The 23012-nt window shown below is 54.5% G+C and carries 22 protein-coding genes and 1 pseudogene; 12 read left to right on the forward strand and 11 right to left on the reverse strand.

Going from position 1 to position 23012, the window contains the following annotated elements; all coding sequences use genetic code 11:
• Position 1: 1 nt before the first annotated feature.
• The 5 genes from ACZ1HF_RS17775 (at position 2) to ACZ1HF_RS17795 (ending at position 4440) form a co-directional block, all read left to right on the forward strand.
• A complete protein-coding gene (locus tag ACZ1HF_RS17775) occupies positions 2 to 787 on the forward strand; it encodes an SDR family oxidoreductase (protein ID WP_472658764.1) in 786 nt (261 codons plus the stop codon).
• Between the two features lie 299 nt (positions 788 to 1086).
• Positions 1087 to 2967: an excinuclease ABC subunit UvrC gene (uvrC, locus tag ACZ1HF_RS17780; RefSeq protein ID WP_472658765.1), complete on the forward strand. Its 1881-nt coding sequence runs from the start codon at positions 1087 to 1089 to the stop codon at positions 2965 to 2967.
• Between the two features lie 109 nt (positions 2968 to 3076).
• Positions 3077 to 3748 (forward strand): CDP-diacylglycerol--glycerol-3-phosphate 3-phosphatidyltransferase, encoded by a 672-nt coding sequence (pgsA, locus tag ACZ1HF_RS17785; protein ID WP_472658766.1) that lies wholly within the window; start codon positions 3077 to 3079, stop codon positions 3746 to 3748.
• Positions 3745 to 3993 (forward strand): molybdopterin converting factor subunit 1, encoded by a 249-nt coding sequence (moaD, locus tag ACZ1HF_RS17790; RefSeq protein ID WP_472658767.1) that lies wholly within the window; start codon positions 3745 to 3747, stop codon positions 3991 to 3993. Before pgsA ends, moaD begins: the two co-directional genes overlap by 4 nt.
• A gap of 3 nt (positions 3994 to 3996) precedes the next feature.
• Positions 3997 to 4440 carry a molybdenum cofactor biosynthesis protein MoaE gene (locus ACZ1HF_RS17795; RefSeq protein ID WP_472658768.1) on the forward strand — a complete coding sequence of 148 codons (444 nt, stop codon included), beginning with the start codon at positions 3997 to 3999 and terminating at the stop codon, positions 4438 to 4440.
• A 97-nt stretch (positions 4441 to 4537) separates the two neighbouring features.
• Here the strand turns inward: ACZ1HF_RS17795 and ACZ1HF_RS17800 are convergent, their stop codons facing one another.
• The 4 genes from ACZ1HF_RS17800 to ubiA form a co-directional block, all read right to left on the reverse strand.
• Positions 4538 to 6037 (reverse strand): DUF2125 domain-containing protein, encoded by a 1500-nt coding sequence (locus tag ACZ1HF_RS17800; RefSeq protein WP_472658769.1) that lies wholly within the window; start codon positions 6035 to 6037, stop codon positions 4538 to 4540.
• A gap of 109 nt (positions 6038 to 6146) precedes the next feature.
• Positions 6147 to 6476 carry a hypothetical protein gene (locus ACZ1HF_RS17805; RefSeq protein WP_472658770.1) on the reverse strand — a complete coding sequence of 110 codons (330 nt, stop codon included), beginning with the start codon at positions 6474 to 6476 and terminating at the stop codon, positions 6147 to 6149.
• The gene (locus tag ACZ1HF_RS17810; protein ID WP_472658771.1) at positions 6463 to 8442 is read right to left on the reverse strand and encodes an OmpA family protein; all 1980 of its coding nucleotides are present in this window, start codon (positions 8440 to 8442) and stop codon (positions 6463 to 6465) included. Before ACZ1HF_RS17810 ends, ACZ1HF_RS17805 begins: the two co-directional genes overlap by 14 nt.
• A gap of 55 nt (positions 8443 to 8497) precedes the next feature.
• Positions 8498 to 9487 (reverse strand): 4-hydroxybenzoate octaprenyltransferase, encoded by a 990-nt coding sequence (gene ubiA, locus ACZ1HF_RS17815; RefSeq protein ID WP_472658772.1) that lies wholly within the window; start codon positions 9485 to 9487, stop codon positions 8498 to 8500.
• A 13-nt stretch (positions 9488 to 9500) separates the two neighbouring features.
• Here ubiA and ACZ1HF_RS17820 point away from each other — a divergent pair, with 13 nt between their 5' ends.
• The 3 genes from ACZ1HF_RS17820 (at position 9501) to ACZ1HF_RS17830 (ending at position 12419) form a co-directional block, all read left to right on the forward strand.
• Positions 9501 to 10226: a 16S rRNA (uracil(1498)-N(3))-methyltransferase gene (locus tag ACZ1HF_RS17820; RefSeq protein WP_472658773.1), complete on the forward strand. Its 726-nt coding sequence runs from the start codon at positions 9501 to 9503 to the stop codon at positions 10224 to 10226.
• A gap of 234 nt (positions 10227 to 10460) precedes the next feature.
• On the forward strand, positions 10461 to 10988 hold the full coding sequence (locus ACZ1HF_RS17825) for a hypothetical protein (RefSeq protein ID WP_472658774.1): 528 nt from the start codon (positions 10461 to 10463) through the stop codon (positions 10986 to 10988).
• 60 nt (positions 10989 to 11048) lie between these two features.
• Positions 11049 to 12419: a glutamate--cysteine ligase gene (locus tag ACZ1HF_RS17830; protein WP_472658775.1), complete on the forward strand. Its 1371-nt coding sequence runs from the start codon at positions 11049 to 11051 to the stop codon at positions 12417 to 12419.
• Between the two features lie 244 nt (positions 12420 to 12663).
• Here ACZ1HF_RS17830 and ACZ1HF_RS17835 read toward each other — a convergent pair whose 3' ends face one another.
• Both ACZ1HF_RS17835 and ACZ1HF_RS17840 read right to left on the reverse strand, forming a co-directional pair.
• Positions 12664 to 13062: a DUF805 domain-containing protein gene (locus ACZ1HF_RS17835; protein WP_472658776.1), complete on the reverse strand. Its 399-nt coding sequence runs from the start codon at positions 13060 to 13062 to the stop codon at positions 12664 to 12666.
• 300 nt (positions 13063 to 13362) lie between these two features.
• Positions 13363 to 13722, reverse strand: coding sequence for a DUF805 domain-containing protein (locus ACZ1HF_RS17840; RefSeq protein ID WP_472658777.1), 360 nt, complete (start codon positions 13720 to 13722; stop codon positions 13363 to 13365).
• Positions 13723 to 14069: 347 nt separating this feature from the next.
• Between ACZ1HF_RS17840 and ACZ1HF_RS17845 the strand changes: the two genes are divergently transcribed.
• Both ACZ1HF_RS17845 and pheS read left to right on the forward strand, forming a co-directional pair.
• Positions 14070 to 14579, forward strand: coding sequence for a GrpB family protein (locus tag ACZ1HF_RS17845; RefSeq protein WP_472658778.1), 510 nt, complete (start codon positions 14070 to 14072; stop codon positions 14577 to 14579).
• A 1015-nt stretch (positions 14580 to 15594) separates the two neighbouring features.
• Entirely contained in the window at positions 15595 to 16668 is a 1074-nt protein-coding gene (pheS, locus tag ACZ1HF_RS17850; protein ID WP_472659081.1) for a phenylalanine--tRNA ligase subunit alpha, read from the forward strand.
• 153 nt (positions 16669 to 16821) lie between these two features.
• Here the strand turns inward: pheS and ACZ1HF_RS17855 are convergent, their stop codons facing one another.
• From ACZ1HF_RS17855 to argH, 4 genes and pseudogenes are all read right to left on the reverse strand, one after another.
• Positions 16822 to 17847: a hypothetical protein gene (locus tag ACZ1HF_RS17855; RefSeq protein ID WP_472658779.1), complete on the reverse strand. Its 1026-nt coding sequence runs from the start codon at positions 17845 to 17847 to the stop codon at positions 16822 to 16824.
• A gap of 33 nt (positions 17848 to 17880) precedes the next feature.
• A pseudogene (gene greA, locus ACZ1HF_RS17860) lies at positions 17881 to 18352 on the reverse strand (transcription elongation factor GreA).
• 100 nt (positions 18353 to 18452) lie between these two features.
• Positions 18453 to 18593 carry an argininosuccinate lyase gene (locus tag ACZ1HF_RS17865; protein ID WP_472658780.1) on the reverse strand — a complete coding sequence of 47 codons (141 nt, stop codon included), beginning with the start codon at positions 18591 to 18593 and terminating at the stop codon, positions 18453 to 18455.
• Positions 18590 to 19981: an argininosuccinate lyase gene (argH, locus tag ACZ1HF_RS17870; RefSeq protein ID WP_472658781.1), complete on the reverse strand. Its 1392-nt coding sequence runs from the start codon at positions 19979 to 19981 to the stop codon at positions 18590 to 18592. The genes ACZ1HF_RS17865 and argH overlap by 4 nt, the downstream gene beginning before the upstream one ends.
• Before the next feature lie 24 nt (positions 19982 to 20005).
• Here argH and ACZ1HF_RS17875 point away from each other — a divergent pair, with 24 nt between their 5' ends.
• Complete coding sequence (locus ACZ1HF_RS17875; protein WP_472658782.1) at positions 20006 to 20563, forward strand: TlpA family protein disulfide reductase; 558 nt, start codon at positions 20006 to 20008, stop codon at positions 20561 to 20563.
• Between the two features lie 48 nt (positions 20564 to 20611).
• Here ACZ1HF_RS17875 and gltX read toward each other — a convergent pair whose 3' ends face one another.
• Positions 20612 to 21934: a glutamate--tRNA ligase gene (gene gltX / locus ACZ1HF_RS17880; protein WP_472658783.1), complete on the reverse strand. Its 1323-nt coding sequence runs from the start codon at positions 21932 to 21934 to the stop codon at positions 20612 to 20614.
• A 143-nt stretch (positions 21935 to 22077) separates the two neighbouring features.
• Here gltX and ACZ1HF_RS17885 point away from each other — a divergent pair, with 143 nt between their 5' ends.
• Positions 22078 to 23004: an MBL fold metallo-hydrolase gene (locus ACZ1HF_RS17885; RefSeq protein WP_472658784.1), complete on the forward strand. Its 927-nt coding sequence runs from the start codon at positions 22078 to 22080 to the stop codon at positions 23002 to 23004.
• Positions 23005 to 23012 lie beyond the last annotated feature (8 nt).

The raw sequence follows: 23012 nt of genomic DNA on the forward strand, positions 1-23012 counted from the left end.
CATGATCACAGGAAAGGCATTGGTAACAGGGGCAGGCGGCAGGCTTGGCCGCGCCATGGCGTTGCGGCTGGCCGATCTGGGGTTTGATGTTGCGGTGCATTATGCCTCTTCCGCAGATGGCGCGCGTGAAGTTTGTGAGCTGATCCGAGAGAAGAGTCAAAAGGCTGAAGCAGTGAAAGCTGACCTTCTGGAACTGGATCAAGTCGATGATTTAGTCCTGAAAGCATCTGAAACGTTGGGCGGGCAACTTTCTGTACTGATCAACAACGCATCTATCTTTGAACACGATACTTTGCAAACAGCGACCCGTGAAAGCTGGGATCGCCATATGGGGTCGAACCTTCATGCGCCTTTTGTTCTGACGCAAGCGTTCGCGGCACAGGCCCCAGACGCGCTTTTGGATAAACAGGGAGAACCGCGCGCGCAGGCCGCTGTCATCAATATGATTGATCAACGTGTGCGAAAGCTGACGCCGGAATTTATGACATACACCATCGCCAAGATGGGGTTGTGGGCTTTTACCCAGACCGCAGCCCAAGCGCTTGCGCCGCACATTCGTGTGAATGGCATCGGGCCGGGGCCTACCTTGCAAGGCGGGCGGCAATCGACAGATCACTTCACGCGCCAACGGGCAGCAACGGTTCTGGAGCGCGGTGTAAACCCTGACGATATCACGGCAGCAATGGAATATATTCTGTCTGCTCCGGCGCTTACGGGGCAGCTTTTATGTATCGATGGGGGGCAACATTTGGGATGGCAGACACCGGATGTTCTGGGTGTAGAATGACCCTGAATTTGTCTCATTTATTGGACTTGTCCACGTCGTTTGACCCCGTTACGAATTTGTTACTAAAGTGTTAATGTTATCAATAGCTTGCTAATTTTAAAGAATAATTCAATTTAAAATCAATGACTTGAATTATTGCCTAAAAATTAGGCAAATACGCAAAATACCCGAAAACTAACGAGAAAACCTTGTTCACGTAATCTTCCCCCCAAGTTTATCCACAGGAATGGTGGACACCTTTTATCTTGAATTCACCTGTTTGACAGTGCAGCCAAGGTAAGGAATCACACCATGAGCCAATGCACGACAAAAATGAGACTCAGTTAGATGCACCTGACCCCACTTTGCGTGGGCATGACTGTGTTGCATCCTACCTCAAGACGCTCGACAATTCGCCGGGCGTGTACCGAATGCTCGATGCCCAGACGCGAGTTCTGTACGTTGGCAAGGCGCGCAGTCTTGTCAAACGTGTTTCAAGTTATGCAAACCCAAACGGCCATTCCAGCCGTATCGCGCGTATGATTTCTGAAACTACATCGATGATGTTCTTGACGACTAAGACCGAGACCGAGGCTCTTCTGCTGGAACAAAACCTCATCAAGCAACTCAAACCGAAATACAATGTGCTTCTGCGCGACGATAAGAGCTTCCCCAACATTCTTGTCACTGGCGCTCATGACTTTCCTCAGATCAAGAAACATCGTGGCGCCAAGCGCGAGAAAGGTAAATACTACGGGCCCTTTGCAAGCGCCGGGGCCGTCAACCGCACGCTCAACCAGCTGCAACGCGCCTTTCTTTTGCGCGACTGTACGGATGCTAATTTCGAGACGCGCACGCGACCCTGTCTGCAATATCAGATCAAGCGCTGTTCGGCCCCGTGTGTCGGATATATCTCTAAACCGGACTATGCCGGGTTGGTCAAAGACGCCCAGCGTTTTCTGGAAGGTCGTTCGACCGAGATGCAGGAAGCACTTGCTAAGGATATGCAGACAGCCTCGGAAGAGATGGAATTCGAGCGGGCAGCAGCCCTGCGCGACCGCATCCGTGCGCTCACACAAGTTCAGACGTCGCAGGGCATCAATCCGCGCAGCGTGGCCGAGGCCGATATCATCGCGCTGCATCTTGAACACGGACATGCCTGCGTACAGGTCTTCTTCATCCGTGCAAACCAGAATTGGGGCAATCGCGATTTCTACCCCAAAACCGCCAATGCCGCTGAGCCCGAGATTATTCAGGCCTTCCTCGGCCAGTTTTACAGCGACAAGGAACCACCGCGTCAAATTCTTCTCTCACACGGGATTGAGGACCACGATTTGATGACGCAGGCGCTGACCGACAAGGCAGGTCGCAAGGTTGAAATCCTGATACCCCAACGGGGCGAGAAGCAGGAATTGGTGACAAGCGCCTTAAGAAACGCGCGTGAAAGTCTCGCGCGTAAAATGTCTGAAAGTGCCACCCAGACGAAGTTACTGAAAGGTATCGCTGAGGCCTTCGAGCTGCCTGCGCCGCCGCAACGGATTGAAGTTTATGATAACTCCCACATTCAGGGCACAAATGCCGTGGGTGCGATGATTGTTGCCGGGCAGGACGGGTTTTTGAAAAGCCAATACCGCAAGTTCAATATCAAGGGTGATGATCTGACGCCCGGCGATGATTTTGGCATGATGAAAGAGGTGCTGACGCGCCGCTTCAAACGCCTGCTCAAAGAGGACCCGGAACGTAAGACAGAAATGTGGCCCGACCTTCTGTTGATTGATGGCGGTGCGGGGCAGGTCTCGGCGGTGCGGCAGATTATGCGTGATCTGGATGTCGAGGATATTGCAATGATCGGTGTGGCAAAGGGCGTTGATCGTGATGCCGGGAAAGAAGAATTCCATCGCACGGGAAAACGTCCTTTCGCATTGCGTCATAACGATCCCGTTCTCTATTTTATTCAACGACTCCGTGACGAGGCACATCGTTTTGCCATTGGCACGCATCGCGCCAAGCGCGCCAAGTCCCAGATGAAAAGCCCGCTGGACGAGATTGACGGCATTGGTCCGAAACGTAAAAAAGCCCTGCTGCAGCATTTTGGTAGTGCCAAAGCGGTTGCCCGCGCCAATCTTTCAGATCTCACGGCTGTGGAAGGCGTGTCCGAAGCGATGGCGCAGATTATCTATGATCACTTTCAAAGCGGGTAGTAAGGCACCCTCTTTTTGAGGCGCTGAAAAGCCTTGATTTTGAGGGTGTGAACGTATTCCCCCTCATCACCACTTCCCCCTCCTGTCCCATCACGCTACACCTTGAAGCATGAATTGGAATATCCCAAATATCCTAACGCTGCTGCGCCTTCTGGCGGCCCCCGGTGTGGCGGTGATGTTTCTTTACTTTACAAGGCCTTGGGCAGATTGGCTGGCCTTAGTTCTGTTTGTGGCGGCAGCACTGACCGATTGGGTGGATGGGTATCTTGCCCGCGCCTGGAAACAGGAAAGCCGCTTTGGCGCTATGCTTGACCCGATTGCTGACAAGGCGATGGTGGTTATTGCGTTACTGGTTATCACCGGATTTTCGGGAATGAACCCTTGGATATTACTCCCTTCGACCGTGATCCTGTTTCGGGAAGTGTTCGTATCGGGCCTGCGGGAATTTCTGGGGGACACGGCAGGGCTTTTGAAGGTTACAAAACTGGCCAAATGGAAAACCACTGCGCAGATGATCGCTATCGCGGTCCTTTTTGCACAAGGTGTTTTTGAGCATTATCTTGGTATGCAAAGCTGGGGTATGGATCAGCAAATGTTCGAGTCCATCATGTCCGGGCTCGAAGAAGATGTGCTGGGCCTAAAATGGAAGTATTGGGGTGCTTATATAACATGGTGGGCAGGTGTCGGGCTTTTGTGGGTCGCGGCTCTGCTGACATTTATGACCGGTTTTGATTACCTGCGAAAAGCGTTGCCCTATCTGCGGGAGGACAAAACATCATGATTGAGGTGCTCTACTTCGCCTGGTTGCGGGAGCGGATAGGTCTTCCGAAAGAAACGCTGGACACGCAGGCGGCAACGGTGATGGATTTGGTGTCCGAACTGAGTAGCCGCGAGGATCGCTATGCCTTGGCCTTTTCCGACCTTTCAGCTTTGCGTGTGGCGGTAGATCAGGAACTGGCAGAATTTGATGCCCCTTTGAAAGATGTGCGCGAGGTTGCGTTTTTTCCGCCGATGACTGGGGGCTGATCCATGGTTGTGCGTGTGCAACGCTCTTCTTTTGATCCGGGGGCAGAGCTGAATGCCTTTGCGTCGGGGCGACATGATATTGGTGCTGTGGTCAGCTTCAACGGTATCGTGCGGGACCTGACCGGAGACTTGCAGGAAATGCTGATCGAGCATTACCCGGCGATGACGCAAAACGCGATCGAGGGCATCGTCAAGACGGCAAGTGAGCGTTGGGCTTTAGCCGATGTGTTGGTGATCCACCGCTATGGCACGCTCAAGCCCGGTGAGATGATCATGATGGTTGCCACAATCTCGGCCCACAGGGCAGATGCTTTCGCGGCGGCAGATTTCCTGATGGACTATCTCAAATCCCGCGCGCCGTTCTGGAAGAAGGAAGTCACCGCAGATGGGGCGGGTTGGGTCGCGGCCAAGGATGAGGACGAGGGTGCCTTGAGGAGATGGGATTAAGCTTCGCCAAAGAGTTTCCTGACGCATTTAGCTTAGCAAATAACAAAAGCCCGCCTCGGATCACCGGGCGGGCTTTTGTCATTAAGCTTTGCAGTAGTTACTGCAGTGGCACACCGTTCGCCGAGATACCACCATCCTTGAATTCAATCTTTGAGGTGAATGTGTCGGGCTCTTCGCCTGGCTCAGAGAACGCGCCGATCATGCCCATAGCCATAGCGGCTTGTGTCGGATCAATAAGCCCCAGTTGTGACAAGGCGGTCGATAGACCCTCAAAACCAGCCAGAGAGATATCGATGGCTCCGTCTGGCATTGGGAATGGACCTTCGTTGATGATATTTAGCGCGCCGCTGGCATCAAGCGTGGCACCCCCGATAGTTAGGAACAGTTTAGTGACATCTACAGACTGAAATTCACCCAGTTCCATGGGGTTCAAAATGTCATCGGTTCCGTCTTCATCCAGCGATTCAATCAGTTGCTTGTCCAGACGCATCTTGGCGCCAAGGTCAATTTCCAATGTCGCCGGGTCACGTGGGATGGTCTGGCCGGGGTCGATCATTGCCCAGACAGGCTCCCCCACTTCAAGATCGCGCATTGATATGTCAAACTGTACATCCTGTTCCGCCTCGCTCGGGCGCAACGGCGTCTGCATCAGGTAAGAAGCCCCGGACATTTTTACATCAAACGACGGCAGCGGCATGACCTCGGGGTCGAATGTGACGTTATATTCGACGGTATCTGTTGCTGTCTCGAGCGTTCCTATACCATCAAGCAAAGATATGTTTGTATTTGCGGGGCCAACAGCAAAGATAATGGATTGCGGCATAGGAGCCGGGCCTTTGCCGTAGTTCACTTCACCTTCAGCACTACTGATCGTGCTGCTGATATTAAAGCTGCCATCCTGATCAAAAAATTTCTCCATGCCCTTTTCATCTTCGGGCAGGTTTACACCTGAAAATTTGGTTGTGCTTTCGCCATATGTAATTTTTACGTCCTGTTTGCCGCCGGATTCCGCTGGCAGATCAATTGAATAATCCCCGAAGGCTTCAGAAGCGGTCAAACTGCCATCAAGATTGCGCGTTGCTTCATCGAAGATATAGTTGAAGGCAAAATCTGAGAATGTCAGATCCATTTTTTTCAGGATGGGATCATCCTCGCCGCCGCCAACTACGCTCATACTGTCTGCCGTGATCGTCATGCCGGGTTTGCCTGCGGCATCCAGCACCATATTCGTCAGCAAGGCAAAGCCTTCGGACTTGATTGAAAAGTCGACTGGCCGACCTTCGAGTTCAGCGGAAACCTTGATATCGTCTGCAACCGTAAAGGTCACTTCATTCGGATTATCTGCGGAAGGCGTGACAGTCACAGCATCTGTTGTGATCGTCACTTCCTCACCCTCTGGCTTCAAAACGACATCGCGCAGGATCAATGCACCGCCATCCCCTTCTTCCTCGGCGCCAAACGTCAGATTGGCACCTTCCTCATTCATCTGAGCAATACCGGCTTTAATCGCGTCCGCAAGCGCGTCCTCAGATTGAGCAAATACCGGAGCCCCAAGACACAGAACAAGGGCGGAGGACAGGAGTAAGTTTTTCATCATAACACTTTCGATTCATAAATCAGACGTAAGTTCCTAGCACAGTTTGCAACAAATGCCAGACCTGTGATGGATATGTGAGGTACGATCAGCAACTGCAAGGGTCAGTAGCTTATCCAGCTGAATTCACACGTTCAATATAGCCGCGCAGTTCTTCGGCTTCGTGGCGTGCATCGCGCAACCCGTCCATGGCAGCGCGTAGCTCGGCCTCGGTCTGGGACAGTTGGTTTGTCAACTCAGCTTCACGCTGTTGCAGGTAGGTGATCGCTTGATCGCGAGTTTCTTCAGCATCATGAAGTGATTTCGCCATCTGATCCAACTCGGCCATATCGGCAGAGCTGACGCGACTGAACCGTTGCATGAGCCAACATGCCGCCCAGCCCAGAATGAAGGCGACGAACAGGATAATGGCCGTGGCGATGATGAACTCAGTTCTGTTCACTGGTGCTGTCCGTTTCTTCTTCTTGTGCAGGCGCTTCTTCCGAAGAAGAGCTGTCGGTGTTTTCTTCGCTTGCGCCACCTGCGGCGGGTGCTTCTTCTGGCGGCGCGTTGCCATCGGTGGGCGCAGATGTCTCGTCATCGTCAGTGGCGGCAGCGCGGGCGTCTGTCAACAGCTTGAACTCGATCCGGCGGTTCACTTCACGGCCTTCCTCGGTCTTGTTGTCTGCAATTGGGATGCTCTCACCATACCCTTTTGATGTCAGGTTCCGGGTCAATACACGTCGCGCCAGAAGGGCGGCCAGCACGGAATCTGCGCGTTGCTGGCTCAGTTCTTCATTCATGATCTCACGGCCCTGGCTGTCGGTGTGCCCTCCGATTTCCATTTGTATCCGCTCACAGACTTTTACGACCTCGGCAATCTTGTCGATGATCTTGCCTGCGCTTTCGGTAATTTCTGCAGAAGATGGTTCAAAGGTGATTTTGTTGGTTGCTAGGATCTTGTTGATCCGGTCCACGCATTCCTGCGGGGTTGGGATATTCAGGGTTGGGTCCAGCAGCTCATCATAGCGGACCGAAATATCAAAATTGGCAGACTCACCCAGTTTATCGCCCAGAATGCGCGAGATTTCCCCGGAACTGCGTTTCGACCCGCTGACACCGCGGATTTCAACATATTCTGGTTGAACCACGGCGCTGCCGGATTCAAGTGTCGCCAATGCCTCCAGCGAGGCCAGAACGCGCACGGCCCAGTTGGCCGGCAAGTTCTCATCGTCACGCGTGGCCAGATAAACGGCCTTGGAGCCGAACTGCGCCCGTGCATAGCTGCCAACGATCTGTTCTATCTTGTCATCATTCAAGCGCCCGCGCAGTTGCACCAGCCCTTCCGGACTGCGGGTCGCCACGAATTCAACTACATCGTCTTTTTCCCCGGTTCCATCCACCACAACCTTTTCGGGCAACACGGCATGAAGCGAGAAAACATCCGGCAAGGTGGCATCCAGATCGCCCACAACACGGTCAAAAACGGCTTGCGCCGTTGTATCAGGCGCAATCAGGGTGATGTCTGCATCCGAGAACGTCAGGGAGCCGCCGCCAATTTCGGTCAGGCCTTCAATTGCCGTTTCAACGGCCTCGGCCCAGCGCGGGGACGGCACACCCAATCCGATAGCGCAATCCTGCTCACCTCCCAATCCGGCAGCAACACCTGCGCGCAGGATGCGCGCACGCGAGGCGTTGTCATAGGCAGAGCAGGCATCGAAAGCAGCTACGCCATCTTCCAGCGTAAATCGCAGGGTAAAAGGTGCAATGACAGGGCGTGGTGACGAAATATCCAGCACAAGCCGCAATCCGTCAGGCGCCTTACGGGTCAGAGTGCGCTCAATCTGCTGCTTTTCTTCTGGGCTGTCGCTTATTGCATTGATGCGCACCGTTTCCGGCGTCACCGAGATTTTTGAGCGAGGCAGTGTCTGCAAAGCCTCCATCGCGAAATCAAGCGCATCATTCCAACCATCCGGTACTGGAAAGGCCGCTGTTTCAAGCATGTCGGTGACTTCGCCACTGTCAGACAACCCTTCGACCTTGTTGGTCACTTCTTCACGACCCGTATCTGCCGGGATCAGACCAATCAAGGATATGCCATCCCCATTGCGCAACATTTCGATGGAAAAGCGCGGCGGTCTGACCACTTCTGAGGCTGCCACATCCATCAAATCAACAATCCGGTCCGGGTCCAATATGCGGCCCACAGCAGACACAACACGGAATCGGGTCGCCTCATCTGGCGCGGTGCCCATCAGGTTTACCAACAGGCCGTCTGTTTCGACCTCGGCCCAGTCATGCGCGCCATCGATCAGAGTAGACCGTACTGCGGCGGCCGAGCGTTCCTCGATCCAGTCGGCTGCCACAATAGCACCGCCGGTACAAAGGCCGGCTGCTCCGAGAAAGGCAAATAAGGTTTTCAATTTCATAGTCTGGCTAGACTCCCCGCTAGCACGTCCTAAAGCGTGGCCATACCGGTTTCAATCAAAGTAGCGCCGCTGCGGCAAGAAACAGCGCAGGTATAAGCCCCGCATCACGGTTTGATCTAAACAGCTTCAAGCACACGGTCCAGTCTTCTGTATCAAGGTTACGCAATTGCCATGCCATGTGCCAGCCAAAGGCCCATACCCCGGCCAAAGCCAGTGTCAGCGCCAACACATTGGCGTCTGGTACCAGCGCAGTGATAACAGCGGCACCCATCAACATTACTGTAGACACCAAGAAGCCGCGCAACCAATAGATGGTGCTGTCTCCAAATAGCCGGGCCGTAGATTTTACGCCAATCAGCGCGTCGTCTTCCTTGTCCTGATGAGCATAGATTGTATCGTAGAACAGTGTCCAGGTAATCCCGGCGCAGTATAAAAGAACAGGTGGTAAGCTAAGCGCGCCGGTATGAGCCGCCCATGCCAACAATGCCCCCCAATTAAACGCCACACCCAGAAAAACCTGCGGCCACCAGGTGAATCGCTTGGCGAAAGGGTAGATAGCCACGGGTATTAGCGCGACAATACCAAGGACGATGGCCGCAGTATTGAACGTCAGAAGAATGCCCAGAGCGATCAAAGCCTGTATCATCATCCAAGCCACAGCGGCCCTGACACCAACCTGACCGGATGGAATGGGCCGGGATTGCGTCCGCGCGACCTGCGCGTCTATTTCCCTGTCGCTGATGTCATTCCATGTACATCCTGCCCCACGCATCAGAAATGCACCAATGGCACACCCTACCATGATCCACAGATCGAACATCCGAAACTCGTCCCGTCCCGCCGCCAGCAAGACCCCCCACCAGCAGGGCAAAAGCAACAACCAAGTTCCGATGGGGCGATCCGCACGGCTGAGGCGCAGGAAAGGGCGTATTTTAGCAGGAGCCCACGTATCCACCCAATTCTGTTGCACTGCGTCGATAACCTGACCGTCCGGTGGATGTACCTCTGGCGTTTGGTCCTCTGGTATTTGGGACGTCTCGGACATAAATACTGGCCTCATGGCAAAACCAAAGATCAGATTGTTTGTAGAGCATGGTTTGAACGTGGGCAATTCCGTTCCGTTGACGCAGGATCAGGCGCATTACTTGTTCGGTGTCATGCGCCTTGGCGTAGGGGATCAGGTGCTGCTGTTGAACAGTCGTGATGGCGAATGGCGCGCAGAGGTGGTGGAAGCCGCCAAGCGTCGCGGCGTTTTGCGATGCGACGTGCAAACCAAGCCGTTGCAGATGCCCCCGGACCTGTGGCTGCTCTTTGCCCCGATCAAGAAGGCACGCACTGATTTTATAGTCGAAAAAGCGGCCGAGATGGGGGCCGCCCGCATTGTTCCTATACAGACCGATTTCACCAATTCGGAGCGTATTCGCCATGACCGCCTGCAATCGCACGCCATTGAAGCGACCGAGCAATGTGGCGGGACTTATGTTCCGGAGGTCGCAGCGCTGAGCAGGCTTGATCGCGTACTGGCAGACTGGCCTGCGGACCGCCAATTGATGTTTTGCGATGAAGCCCGTGTTGGTCCGGCTGAAACGCTTGCCGATGCCTCAAAAGGTCCATGGGCAATCCTGATCGGCCCCGAGGGTGGCTTTTCCGAAGCTGAACGTAATCGTCTTATAGCGCTGCCCTTCACGACCCCGATTTCTCTGGGACCTCGCATATTGCGTGCTGATACAGCTGCTGTGGCCGCTTTGACGCTTTGGCAAAGCGCCTTGGGGGATTGGCAATGATGACGCCAGAGGCCCGGTTGCACCTGTTTTTTGCAACGCAGAATGAGGCTGCTGTGATTTTGCTGAGCGCCAAGCGGCGTCTTTACCGATTGGTTTTGTGGGATCGGGCAACCAACCGGACTTCATGCTGTTTTCAATAGATTGCTCTGACAAAGCGCTGGTACTGCTTCGAGATTTCCGCAATATGAAATTTGCAGAACGCCATAGATGGCACCCGCTGGACGGAGATATTTTGTGAACTTTATCCGACCCGAATTGCGTGACCTGTTCAAACGCTGGTCTGAGGTAATTGCTGGTGTGGCGATCATGCTGGTTGGTCTATGGCTTTTGGTCCAAGCCGGCTGGTTTTTTCAGGGGGTCGGCCTGATTATGGCGCTGCTTGGTGCGGCGCTTACATTTGCTGCATGGCGCAGAGTGCAGTTCCCAGTCTCTGAAGGCGGTCCGGGCGTGCTAGATGTCAACGAGCGTGAGATCACATATTTCGGCCCTTATAACGGCGGCTCCATATCGATCGAGGCGTTGACACGGATCACGGTAGAAACCACAGATGACGGCCCTTCGCAGGACGACCTGTTCTGGGTTTTTGAAGATGAAGGCGGCAATACCTTACGCGTTCCGGGGAATGCGGCAGGGTCTGACAAGATTTTCGATGCCCTCAGTGCGTTGAATGGTGTGGATTATGACGCGTCGATGCGGGCTGCGGGTTCGACGTCCCGTGACACATTCGTGATCTGGAGCAAACTACACAAGCGCTTGCATTGACTTCCCCGAAAAATCCTTTCAGGTCTGCCTTCTGACAGTCGAATTATTGGAGCGTCCCCCATGTCCATCCCTCAGTCCGGCGGCGGCCCGATCACCGACTTTTCCCAACTCGCAGGCTATATGGAAGACGGGTGCAAACCCAAAGAAGACTGGCGTATTGGTACAGAGCATGAGAAATTCGGCTACTGCAAGGATACGCTTCTGCCTTTGCCTTATGACGGGGAGCGTTCGATCAAGGCCATTCTGGAAGGTCTGCGCGACCGTTATGGCTGGGAAGGCATCTTAGAGGGCGGTAATATTATTGGCCTTGTTAAAGACGGTGCCAATATCTCGCTGGAACCCGGTGGGCAGTTGGAGCTTTCCGGCGCGCCATTAGAAAATATTCACGAGACCTGCGACGAGGTAAACCACCATCTGCGCGAAGTGCAAAGCGTTGCTGACGACATCGGTGCGCGGTTTATCGGGCTTGGCGCGGCACCTGAATGGACGCATGAACAGATGCCGCTGATGCCCAAGGGGCGCTACAAGCTGATGGATGCCTATATGCAAAAGGTCGGCACCCATGGCACCCAGATGATGCGCCGGACCTGCACGGTTCAGGTCAATCTCGATTTCTCGTCCGAGGCCGATATGGTTCAGAAAATGCGTGTGGCTCTCGCGCTTCAGCCTGTGGCCACGGCTTTGTTCGCCAATTCCCCGTTTTTCGAGGGCAAACCGAATGGGCACAAAAGCTGGCGCTCCCGTATCTGGCGCGACCTTGATGCGTCCCGCACTGGCACGCTGCCTTTTGTATTTGAGGACGGGTTTGGCTTTCAGCGCTACGTCGATTACGTGCTCGATGTGCCGATGTATTTTGTCTACCGCGATGGCAAATATATCGATGCTTTGGGCATGTCTTTCCGCGATTTCCTGAAAGGTGAACTGCCTGCACTGCCCGGTGAAAAGCCAACGCTATCGGACTGGGCGGATCATATGACCACAGTGTTTCCCGAGGCGCGGGCCAAGAAGTACATCGAAATGCGTGGCGCTGACGGTGGGCCATGGCGTCGCCTTTGTGCTCTGCCCGCATTTTGGGTGGGGCTAACCTATGATCAAAGCGCGTTGGATGCCGCATGGGACCTTGCCAAAGGTTGGGATGGCGAGACCCGCGAAGCCTTGCGTGTCGCAGCGTCGGTGGGTGGTCTTCAAGCGCAGGTGGGCAAGATTAATATGCACGACCTTGCCCGTGAATGTGTTGCTATCTCTGAAGCAGGTCTCAAATCACGTGCACGCGCTGGGGCAGGGGGTATGGTGCCCGATGAAACCCACTTCCTGAACACGCTGAAGGAAACCGTTGAGACCGGTAAGACGCCCGCCGATGAGCTGTTGGAACATTATAAGGGTGATTGGGGTGGCGATCTCAAACGCGTCTACGAAGATTACAGCTACTAATTGTACCTTATAGTCAGACGCGCATAGCCCACGAGCTATGTGAACCCACCTTTTCCAGCTCACGCTTGCGACCGATGGGCCGGGGAAGGCGTGTGCTTTCATACGCTGTAACTAACTTGCAAAGAAAAACCCGCCCTCAATAAGGGGCGGGTCATATCGTCATCGCAGATCAGACTTTGTGGTGGTCCGCAGGACCTCAGCAACACTTTTGGAAAGGAAAAATCCTGATCCGGTAACTGGTGTCTTAAGCGGCGCGCAGCTCGGCGATTGCGGCGAAGGGGGCGCGGTAGGCTCTTCCGTATTGGTTACGCTCTTGAGATGCGGGCAGCATGCAGATGGCCAGAAGTGCAAGGTGACCGGCAACAGGGATGAAGTTCAGGAAATACCAAGCACCGGATTTGTTCACATCGTGCAAGCGGCGCACAGTGACGGCAGCACTTGGGATGAAGACGGCCATGGCGAAAACAGTTGTCAGGGGTACGATCAGGCCAAGCTGGTTTTGAATGGCGATTTCAAGCATCAAAAGCATCGCGCCAACGACGCTGGCCGACAAAGCGAACCAGAAAAATTCAGCGCGGCAGGCGCGTCCGTCGAAGTCTGCGTATTTGCGAAGGCTTGTTGTAATAGCTGTTGCGAAGTCCATGACCTGAGGTCCTTATGTTTCCGTTTCCAATATCCTCAATAGACACAGTGAAGCTGACGAGATTTAGGTTCGTTTCAGACCGTTTCAGGAATTTTCTGGGTCGGTTGCCACAGAAATGCGGCGGTATCTGTCCGATTGCGGCGGCTTTGCGTTCCTAATCATAGGGTTTGGAAACAATGCACATTAACCACGATGCTATGTTGCGCATCACTGTGTTTCTGTTTTGTAAACAAGGTCTGAAACGCAAAACGCGCATCCATGACAGATGCGCGTCGTATAAGTCACGTATATGCTGGCGTGTTATGCCAGAGGATCAGCACCATATTCGTTCTGGCCTTCTGTTCCACGGCTGACGAACCAATAAAGCAGTAGAAGCCCACCGATCACCGGCACCAGCGCAATGAACAGCCACCATCCGGGCTTGCCAAGGTCATGTAAACGGCGCACCCCAACGCAGATACCTGGGACAAGCAAAGCGAGCGATGCAATTATTCCAAGGAACGCGATAGCGCCAATCCCGGTAATATTGGACAACAGGATTGGTACGTATGATACAATCATCGTAAAGAGGGTGAACCACCAATATTCAGAACGCTGGGCGCGACCGCTCATATCGACATATTTGCTAAGGCAGGTTTTTACGGCTTCTGTGAAAGTCATAGTATTTTGTCCCTTCCGGTTTTATCTACGGCATAGCTTGGATGTATGCTCCGGGGCACAATATGCAGTATGAATTCGTTTCAAATCAAATAAATTTAGATACCGATGATAATTAATAGCGAAGTGTTTTTTTGCCACAACATACAGAAATAGGTCTGAATGGCCATATAGTTTGACCCCTATGGACAGATAGATTGATTTACGAGGCAGCAACGCTGACCCATCTGGTCTAAGCTGCCGTTCATGAGCCTCGCGGCGAAAGCCGGGAACGAACCCAATCCTACAGCTTTTTGCATCGTAGCGAATGGCGGCTTTCGCGATGGTCAGCACAGCCCTAAAAGGGCAGAATGAAGCTTACGAGTTCAATCACTGATTATGACCAGAGTTGGCCACGTCTCTTTTCGGAAGAGGCAGGACGATTGCGGTCGGTATTTGGCGATGCGTGTATCAACATCCATCATGTCGGCAGCACTGCGGTTAAGGGTTTGGCCGCTAAACCTGAAATCGATATTCTCGTGGTGGTTTCCAACGCCAGCGGTTTGGATGATTGGCAGGCTGAGCTGACTGGCCTAGGCTATAGGCGTGGTGGAGACTTGATAGAGGGCCATCACTTCTTCAAACGCGATGTTGGTGGGATCAGGACCCACAAGCTTCACGTCTGCGGTTCGGGTCACTCACAGATTGGTAGAATGCTTGGAATACGCGACCACTTGCGTAGCAACTCTGCTGATCGCCGGGCCTATGCAGAACTCAAATTGCGTCTTGAGAAAGAAAACAGAACAGGCATTGCTGAGTATCTAACAGGCAAGGCCCCATTCCTAGATGAGCTATACCGGAAGAACCAAACAAAGGCATAGCCGACATTGGCGCATACGCAGCGAGATTGGCGCTCTGTCCGCGCTGCCGCAGCTCGATGAGCCAACCGTTAACGGCAGCTTTCAATGATTTCGGCGCGGTCGATTCAATCTATCTGTCAAAAAAGTTATTCAGGTGTTTCATTCAGATTTCGCACCACCGGAAATCAATGACTTAGCAACCACCCAAGGGTCAAACTATGTGGCACGCCACGATAGGCGAAACCACAAGGGTTTCGCCATTTTTCAAATCTCAGGCCACTGGTCGGCTGACCGCGCGTAGATTTGCAACTGCTTGTGTAAATCCCAGCCCAAGGCAGAGTGTTACAATCCCTATTACCACAAGCAATCCGATCATTGCACTTGCGCTGAACAGCGGAATGATCAGTGCGGCCAGAAAAATACTACGCCTGAGCTTTCTTCGTACCTTTCATAATAGTCACGGCATTTGCTGTGGTAAGAAGCTGCAAATGCGAAGAGATCAGGAAACAGCGCTGGATGATCCAGAGGAAGAGGGCCAAGTTCCGAGCGTGGCGGTGTCTTGGCCCCGTAAAACTGTGCCACTATTTGAGTGTTACAGGAGGAATGATAAATAGCTCGGAAAGCCGAAATGGCGACCTTCGAATACATCAACGGCTTCTACAATCCACGCTGCCGCCACTCAGCACTCGGCTGGAAAAGCCCCCGTCGCTTACGAACGCAAAGTAGCTTAAACAAGCACTTGGGGCAGCACAAAACCGCGACAGATCCAAGACGGACTCTACACCTGAACGGCCCGAATCAGGGGGCTTGGTAACTAGCCTTGAGGCGGGCATTTCAAGCGATTGATAAGACACACCTTCGATGATTGAAGACTATTGGCAGAATATCGGCGGCGTTCTGGCTGACACAGATTTTCTGGACACCTACTTTGCAGGGCTCACCAAATAAAGCGTGTCGCAAATACCATCCTCTTGCAATCACCCTGTCTCATGATAGGACCAATTCCAACCACGTGATGGAGAATAACATGGACGGTTTGGATACATTAAGATCGAAAGTGCTGGAACAGATTTCTGCTGTCACAGATGAAGCCACGCTCGAAGATCTGCGTGTCTCTACCGTCGGCAAAAAGGGCGAGGTCTCTCTGAAAATGCGCGAACTGGGGCGCATGACGCCCGAAGAACGTCAGGTCGCGGGGCCTGCGTTGAATGCATTGAAGGATGAGGTAAACGCGGCACTGACCGCCAAGAAAGCAGCTTTGGCTGATGCCGTTTTGAACGAACGTCTGAAAACCGAGTGGCTGGATGTCACCCTGCCTGGACGCGGTCGGGTCGCTGGCACCATCCATCCGGTGTCACAAGTGACTGACGAAGTGACAGCGATCTTCGCAGATATGGGGTTTGGCGTTGCAGAAGGACCGCAGATCGAAAGCGATTGGCATAACTTTGATGCCCTAAACATCCCAAGTCATCACCCGGCGCGGGGTGAAATGGACACGTTTTATATGCATCGCGCCGAAGGTGATAACCGCCCGCCTCATGTGCTGCGTACCCATACCAGCCCTGTTCAAATCCGCTCCATGCTGGGGCAGGGCGCGCCGATCCGGGTGATCTGTCCGGGGCGGGTGTATCGTGCAGATTATGACCAGACCCATACGCCAATGTTTCATCAGGTCGAGGGGCTGGCCATTGACACCGACATTTCCATGGCGAACCTCAAATGGGTGCTGGAGGAATTCGTGAAGGCGTTTTTCGAAGTGGACGATGTCGAGCTGCGCTTCCGCGCCTCGCATTTTCCATTCACTGAACCTTCGGCAGAGGTCGACATAAGATGCTCGTGGGAGGGCGGCCAGTTGAAAGTGGGCGAGGGCGACGATTGGCTGGAAATCCTCGGCTCTGGCATGGTTCATCCCAAGGTGCTTGAGGCCGGTGGGATCGACGCGGCCAAATATCAGGGTTTTGCCTTCGGCATGGGCATCGACCGTATCGCGATGCTGAAATACGGTATCCCCGACCTGCGCGCCTTCTTCGATTCCGATCTGCGCTGGTTGCGCAACTACGGCTTCTCAGCGCTGGATCAGCCCAATCTGGCAAGTGGTCTCAGCAGGTAGTCGTTGAGCTTCAGGTTTGTTTGTCTTTTGCATCACGGCTTTGGTATAAACCGTATAGCGATCACTCAGGCGTAGAAGAAACGTCTGGCGGGGACTACGGCTGGTTGGTTAAGCTCCTGTAGGACCACCGCGTAGTGGGTCCGTGGGCAAGGGCTATTCGAATGTTCCGGTAACACGTCCAAGCAGCATGAAGGCGCGGGCTGTTCGGGTGCCGGATAGAAGGGCAATGTCTTCGTCCCGCGCAGCTTCGGTGAACGCGGCGAAGGTCTTGTCGAACTGGCGTAGAAAGTGATGGACCGTATCACGAAAGATCGGATCACTGCGCATGCGACCTGTGGCCAATGCAATGCTGGAACGGTCATCGATACCGCCAATATCTGCGACGACCGGCCCACGTTCTCCGGCGGCAAATTTGCGCCAGATCTCCGGCGGTGCGGCATCGGGTTTGAGATCGTCCATATAGATGCCGTCCTGCGATAGCAGGGTCAGTACATCCTGTGCCGAGCGGACCAATCCCCGACTGTTCGGATCGGCAAGGGCACGGCGCAGTTTACGAAAGCCTTCCGCGTCATTCTCGTTCTCGGGGAAGTCGAGCGCCCCGACGAAATCAGTGACCGATAGAGGTTGCAGGTTTTTCTGGTCAGGGGCGTCAAGATCCAGCGCGGGCTGATTTTCGCCATCCGCCGCTTGCGGGCGCGTCAGCGCGGGTTGCGCGTCTGGACCGCCTGCAGTGCCATATGTGCCAATGAAGCTGGCTATCGTGCTTTGGGTCTGCCTTTGTGTGGCGGCGATTTCGTTGATCTTGCGTTCCACATCGGGTTTCATGCCGCTGCCGGCCATCTGGGTTTGGGTGATATAGGCATTGCGCATCGCATCAATGGCCCCTTGTAGGCGGGCCGCTTCTTCGCGCATGACCGAAGCCGTCTTGACCATGGTGGCCGCCAGCCAGATCAGGGCAATTGGCAGGATGACCGCCAGAATGGTCATGACGACACTGCTTTGAGGGGCTGTTTCCGCGTCAGAGCGGAAGGCAAAATAATAGATTAGGCAGCCCAGCAACCACACAGCGCTGAGCGCTATGGCAATTACATCAGACGGGGCGAGACCCTGAATGGGACGGTCATACACACCCAGATTGATGGGCTTTTCCTGTGGGTCGTTGCTGGACGGGTCGCTCATACTGCCAGTCGCCTTCTGTGTCCGGATTTTCCCCTAGATATAGGAGATTTCAAGAACCTCATAGTCACGCGTACCGCCGGGGGTTCGAACCTCGATACTGTCGCCTTCCTCTTTGCCGATCAAGGCGCGGGCCAGAGGGGATCGAATGTTCAGCATCCCTTTTTCAATATCGGCCTCGGCTTCGCCGACAATCTGGTAGGTTTTTTCTTCCTCAGTATCCTCGTCCACCAGTTTGACCGTTGCGCCAAACTTGATTGCTCCGGACAATTTTGCCGGATCAATGACTTCGGCCAGACCCAACATACCTTCAATTTCCTTGATACGTCCTTCGATAAAGCTCTGCTTTTCGCGGGCCGAGTGGTATTCGGCATTCTCTGACAGGTCGCCATGCTCGCGGGCTTCGGCGATTGCCTTGATAATTGCGGGCCGCTCAACGCTTTTGAGCTGTTTCAGCTCACTGCCCAGTGCATCATACCCTTTGGGGGTCATCAGGAATCTTTTCCATGGCATTCTTCTTTAAACTATTGAGGCAAAATACACCTGCGGGTCACTTCACCCAATCTGGTGGCATTTTGCAAGGGATTGAGAACGTGGCGTGTCGCCGGCTACAATGTAACGCCTGCTTTGGCGGTGCCTGACACGGTCAGGCCGGGGCGATCGGCTTTTTGTGGCGTCGAAGGCTCACCATCCACGCCGCAGCCGACTAAAAGCAGGGGTGTCATCATAAGGATCACGAGCTGTTTCATGCGAGCTTCTCCTGCCATCTGCTAATTTGTATACGCACTTGATCCGGTGCTGTTCCACCATAGCTCGTGCGTGATGCCACCGAGTTATGGACACCAAGCACGCCAAATACATCTGCTGTGATGTCAGCGTGGACGCCCTGCATGTCATCAAGACTGAGATCCGGAAGATCACATCCTTTGTCTTCGGCCAGTTTCACCAGCGCACCTGTAACATGATGGGCATCACGAAACGGCATATCAAGGGTGCGTACCAGCCAATCGGCCAGATCGGTGGCGGTGGAAAACCCGCTGGCCGCTGCTTTTTCAAGGGACGCGCGATTCGCGGCCATGTCGCTGACCATGCCGGTCATCGCGGCTAAGGCCAGCATCAGGTTGTCTGCGGCATCAAACACCTGTTCCTTGTCTTCCTGCATATCCTTGGAATAGGTCAGCGGCAGACCCTTCATGACCATCAGCAAAGCGGTATTCGCGCCGAAGATGCGCCCGATCTTGGCGCGGATCAGCTCAGCCGCGTCAGGGTTTTTCTTTTGCGGCATGATCGAAGACCCGGTGGAGAACCGATCCGAGAGCGTCACAAAGCGAAACTGGGCCGAGGACCAGATCACCAGCTCTTCAGCAAGACGGCTCAGATGCATTGCACAGATCGAGGCCGCGCCAAGGAAATCCAGCGCGAAGTCGCGGTCAGAAACAGCATCCAGCGAATTCGCAGCAGGCCGATCGAAGCCAAGGGCTTTGGCGGTCATATCGCGGTCAATCGGAAAAGAGGTGCCTGCAAGGGCGGCTGCCCCAAGCGGGCTTTCATTCATCCGCCTGCGGGCATCTTCAAAACGCGAAGCGTCGCGGCCCAGCATTTCGACATAGGCCAGCATGTGATGGCCCCATGTGACGGGTTGCGCGGTTTGCAAATGGGTAAAGCCCGGCATGACCCAATCGGCGCCGGTTTTGGCCTGCGCCAAAAGCGCGTGTTGCAAAGCGCGGATGCCCTCTATGACTGCGTCCATCTGGGCGCGGGTCCAAAGGCGGAAATCAACGGCCACCTGATCGTTACGGGACCGCGCCGTGTGCAGACGACCGGCAGGTTCGCCGATCAGGTCTTTCAACCGGGCCTCTACATTCATGTGGATATCTTCCAAAGCGACGGAAAATTCGAACTTTCCAGTCTCGATCTCTGACAAGACCGTGAGCAGGCCTTCCCGGATCGCCTTGGCGTCGTTAGGAGTGATGATACCCTGTTCGGCCAGCATCGCCGCATGGGCGCGGGACCCGTCGATATCTTGCTGAGCAAGACGCTGGTCGAACCCGATCGAGGCATTGATCGCCTCCATGATCGCGTCCGGTCCGGCGGCGAAGCGCCCGCCCCACATTGCGTTTGATTTTGTGTCGGTCATGTATTGGCTCTTGAGAGGAATGATATGCGATTTTTTCGGTTTCTGGTCCTATACGCGGGCCTTGCGCTTGGTGCAAACACTGCTGCGGCGGATACTGGCGCATTGGCGGCCTTGGCGCAGGGAGATCTGGGGAAAATTCAGTTCCACAGCACGCCCAAACCCGTTCCCGGAACTGCCTTTACTGATGTGGGCGGTACAAAGCTGACGCTTGCAGATTACCGCGGTAAATACGTTTTGCTGAATTTCTGGGCCCTCTGGTGCGCGCCCTGCCGCGAAGAAATGCCCGCCCTTGACCGTCTGGATACGGCTTTGGGGGGCGGGGCTTTTGAGGTTGTTACCATAGCAACGGGCCGCAACGCTTTGCCAGCAGTGGACAAATTTTTTGAGGCAGAAAAGCTGATCGCCTTGCCAAAGCTCTTTGATCCGAAAATGGCGATGGCTCGCGATTTCAGCGCTTTGAGCCTGCCGGTGACAGTTCTGATCAACCCTGACGGCCAAGAAATTGGCCGGGCTCAGGGCGCTGTTGAATGGGACAGCCCCGCTGCGCAGAAGCTGTTTAAGGCATGGATGGCCGGATCGTAATCTGTGTGAGCTGACAGATCGCCCTGAGCATCGCCTAAAACGTGCAGATCAGGGCTTGGTTTTGATCACCTGCAACAGTGGCATGAGCGTGCTCATGTCGGGGCCGTGATCCATGCCGGTCAGCGCCTTTCGAAGTGGCATGAACAGCGCGCGTCCCTTGCGGCCGGTTTTTTCTTTGACCGCCGCTGTCCATGTGGACCAGCTTTGATCGTCGAACGGCTGTGCTGGCAGAAGGGTCAGGGCCGTGGCCACGAAATCTGTGTCCTCTGCGTCAATCACCGGGTCCGCACCGTCTTGGCACAAGCGCCACCATGCAGCGATGTCATGGCGCGTGGTGATGTTTTCGCGGGCGACGGTCCAGAAAGCATCCTGCTTATCTGCGGGGATATTCAGCGCGTCAAGATCGCCTTTGACAGCCTGCACGGGTTGCGCGTGTAGGTATTTTGCAGTCAGCGGGAATAGGTCTTCTTCGTCAAATTTTGTGGGCGCAGAGCCGGATCTCGACAGATCGAACCCATCTATCAGCTCTTGCATGGAACTGCGCAGCTCGACCGGGTCAGATGACCCGAGGCGCGCCATGTGGGACAGCAAAGCCAGCGGCTCAACGCCGCGCTCGCGCAGATCTTTGAGGGCCAGTGTGCCAAGGCGTTTTGACAAGGCCTCGCCCTGCGGGCCGGTCAGTAGCGAATGATGCGCAAAAGTCGGTACTGTGCCGCCAAGTGCCTCGATGATCTGGATTTGTGTCGCCGTGTTGGTGACATGGTCCGAGCCGCGCACCACATGGGTGATCCCCATCTCGGTGTCGTCCACGACAGAGGCCAGCGTATACAGCACCTGCCCGTCACCGCGGATCAGCACCGGATCACTGACCGAGGCGGCATCGATAGAGATATCGCCGAGGATGCCATCATGCCATTCGATGCGTTCGTGATCCAGCTTGAACCGCCAATGGCCTGAGCGGTCCACGCGCAGAGCGTCTTTTTCAACTTCTGACAAATCCAAAGCAGCGCGGTCATAAACAGGTGGTTTGCCCATGTTAAGCTGTTTCTTGCGCTTCAGGTCCAGCTCGGTCAGAGTCTCAAACGCCTCGTAGAACCGCTCTTTATTACGAAGATCGTCAGCGGCGGCCATATAGCGGTCCAGCCGAGAGCTCTGCGTTTCGATCCGGTCCCAGTCTAGACCCAGCCATTCCAAATCGCGCTGAATCGCATCGGTATATTCAGGTTTGGAGCGTTCTGGATCCGTATCATCCAGGCGCAGGATGAACTGCCCGCCGGATTGGCGTGCAATCAGGAAGTTGAACAGTGCTGTGCGCAGATTGCCAACGTGCAGGTAGCCAGTGGGGGACGGGGCGAAACGTGTTGTCGTCATGGGGTCATCCTTTGATCGCTGTCCGTGAACCATAGTGCGGCGTGATTGTCCATATCTGCGGGTTGTTCACGTGCAGTTGATGGGCGCAACGCGACTATACGCTATATGCCAAGGATAGGTTGAACCGAACAGGAGGAATTTCCATGTCAAATGCACCAAAACTTTCACGTCGCGCAGCACTTAGTGTTGGCGCAAGCCTGCCACTTGCTGCCGCTTTTGCAGGGCCGTCTCAGGCAGAAGCCGAGATGAAGGGCGCTGATATTGCCAAGCACCGTCGCATTCAGCTTGGGGATTTCGAGGTGACAACGCTTCTGGCTGGCACCGCTGCGCGCGATGAGCCGCAGGGAATTTTTGGCATGAACGTGTCAGCCGAGGAATTTGCCGCCGTGTCAGAAGAGGCGTTTCTGCCAACGGACAAGGTGCAATTCTTCTTTACACCCACATTGGTCAATACCGGCTCAGAATTGATCCTGTTTGACACAGGGTTGAACCCGGAAGGTATCACCGGCGCTTTGTCAGCAGCAGGCTATACACCGGATCAGGTTGATAAGGTTGTGATCACCCATATGCATGGCGATCATATCGGCGGGTTGATGGGTGATGCGGGTGAGACCTTTACCAACGCGGCCTATGTGACCGGCTCTGCCGAGAACAACCATTGGTCTGCTGCCGATAATGATGGCTACAAGGGCAAGGTCGCGCCGTTGGTTGAGAAGTTCAGTTTCCTTGATGATGGCGGCGCGGTCGCGTCTGGTGTAACCGCAATGGCCGCGTTTGGTCATACGCCCGGCCATATGGGCTACATGATTGAAAGCGGTGGCAAGCAGTTGATGTTGATTGCGGATCTGGCCAACCACCCGGTTTGGTCGCTGGCCAAGCCGGATTGGGAAGTGAGGTTCGATATGGACAAAGCTGCCGCTGCTGCCTCGCGTCGTAAGGTTCTGGGGATGCTGGCGGCGGATAAAGTGCCAATGGTTGGCTACCACATGCCATTCCCGGCCATAGGGTATGTTGCTGCCAGAGATGACGGGTTTGAATATGTCCCGATGAGCTATCAGATGATGCTCTGAGGTTTTGG

This window comes from Litoreibacter sp. GN1-5 (assembly GCF_055693805.1).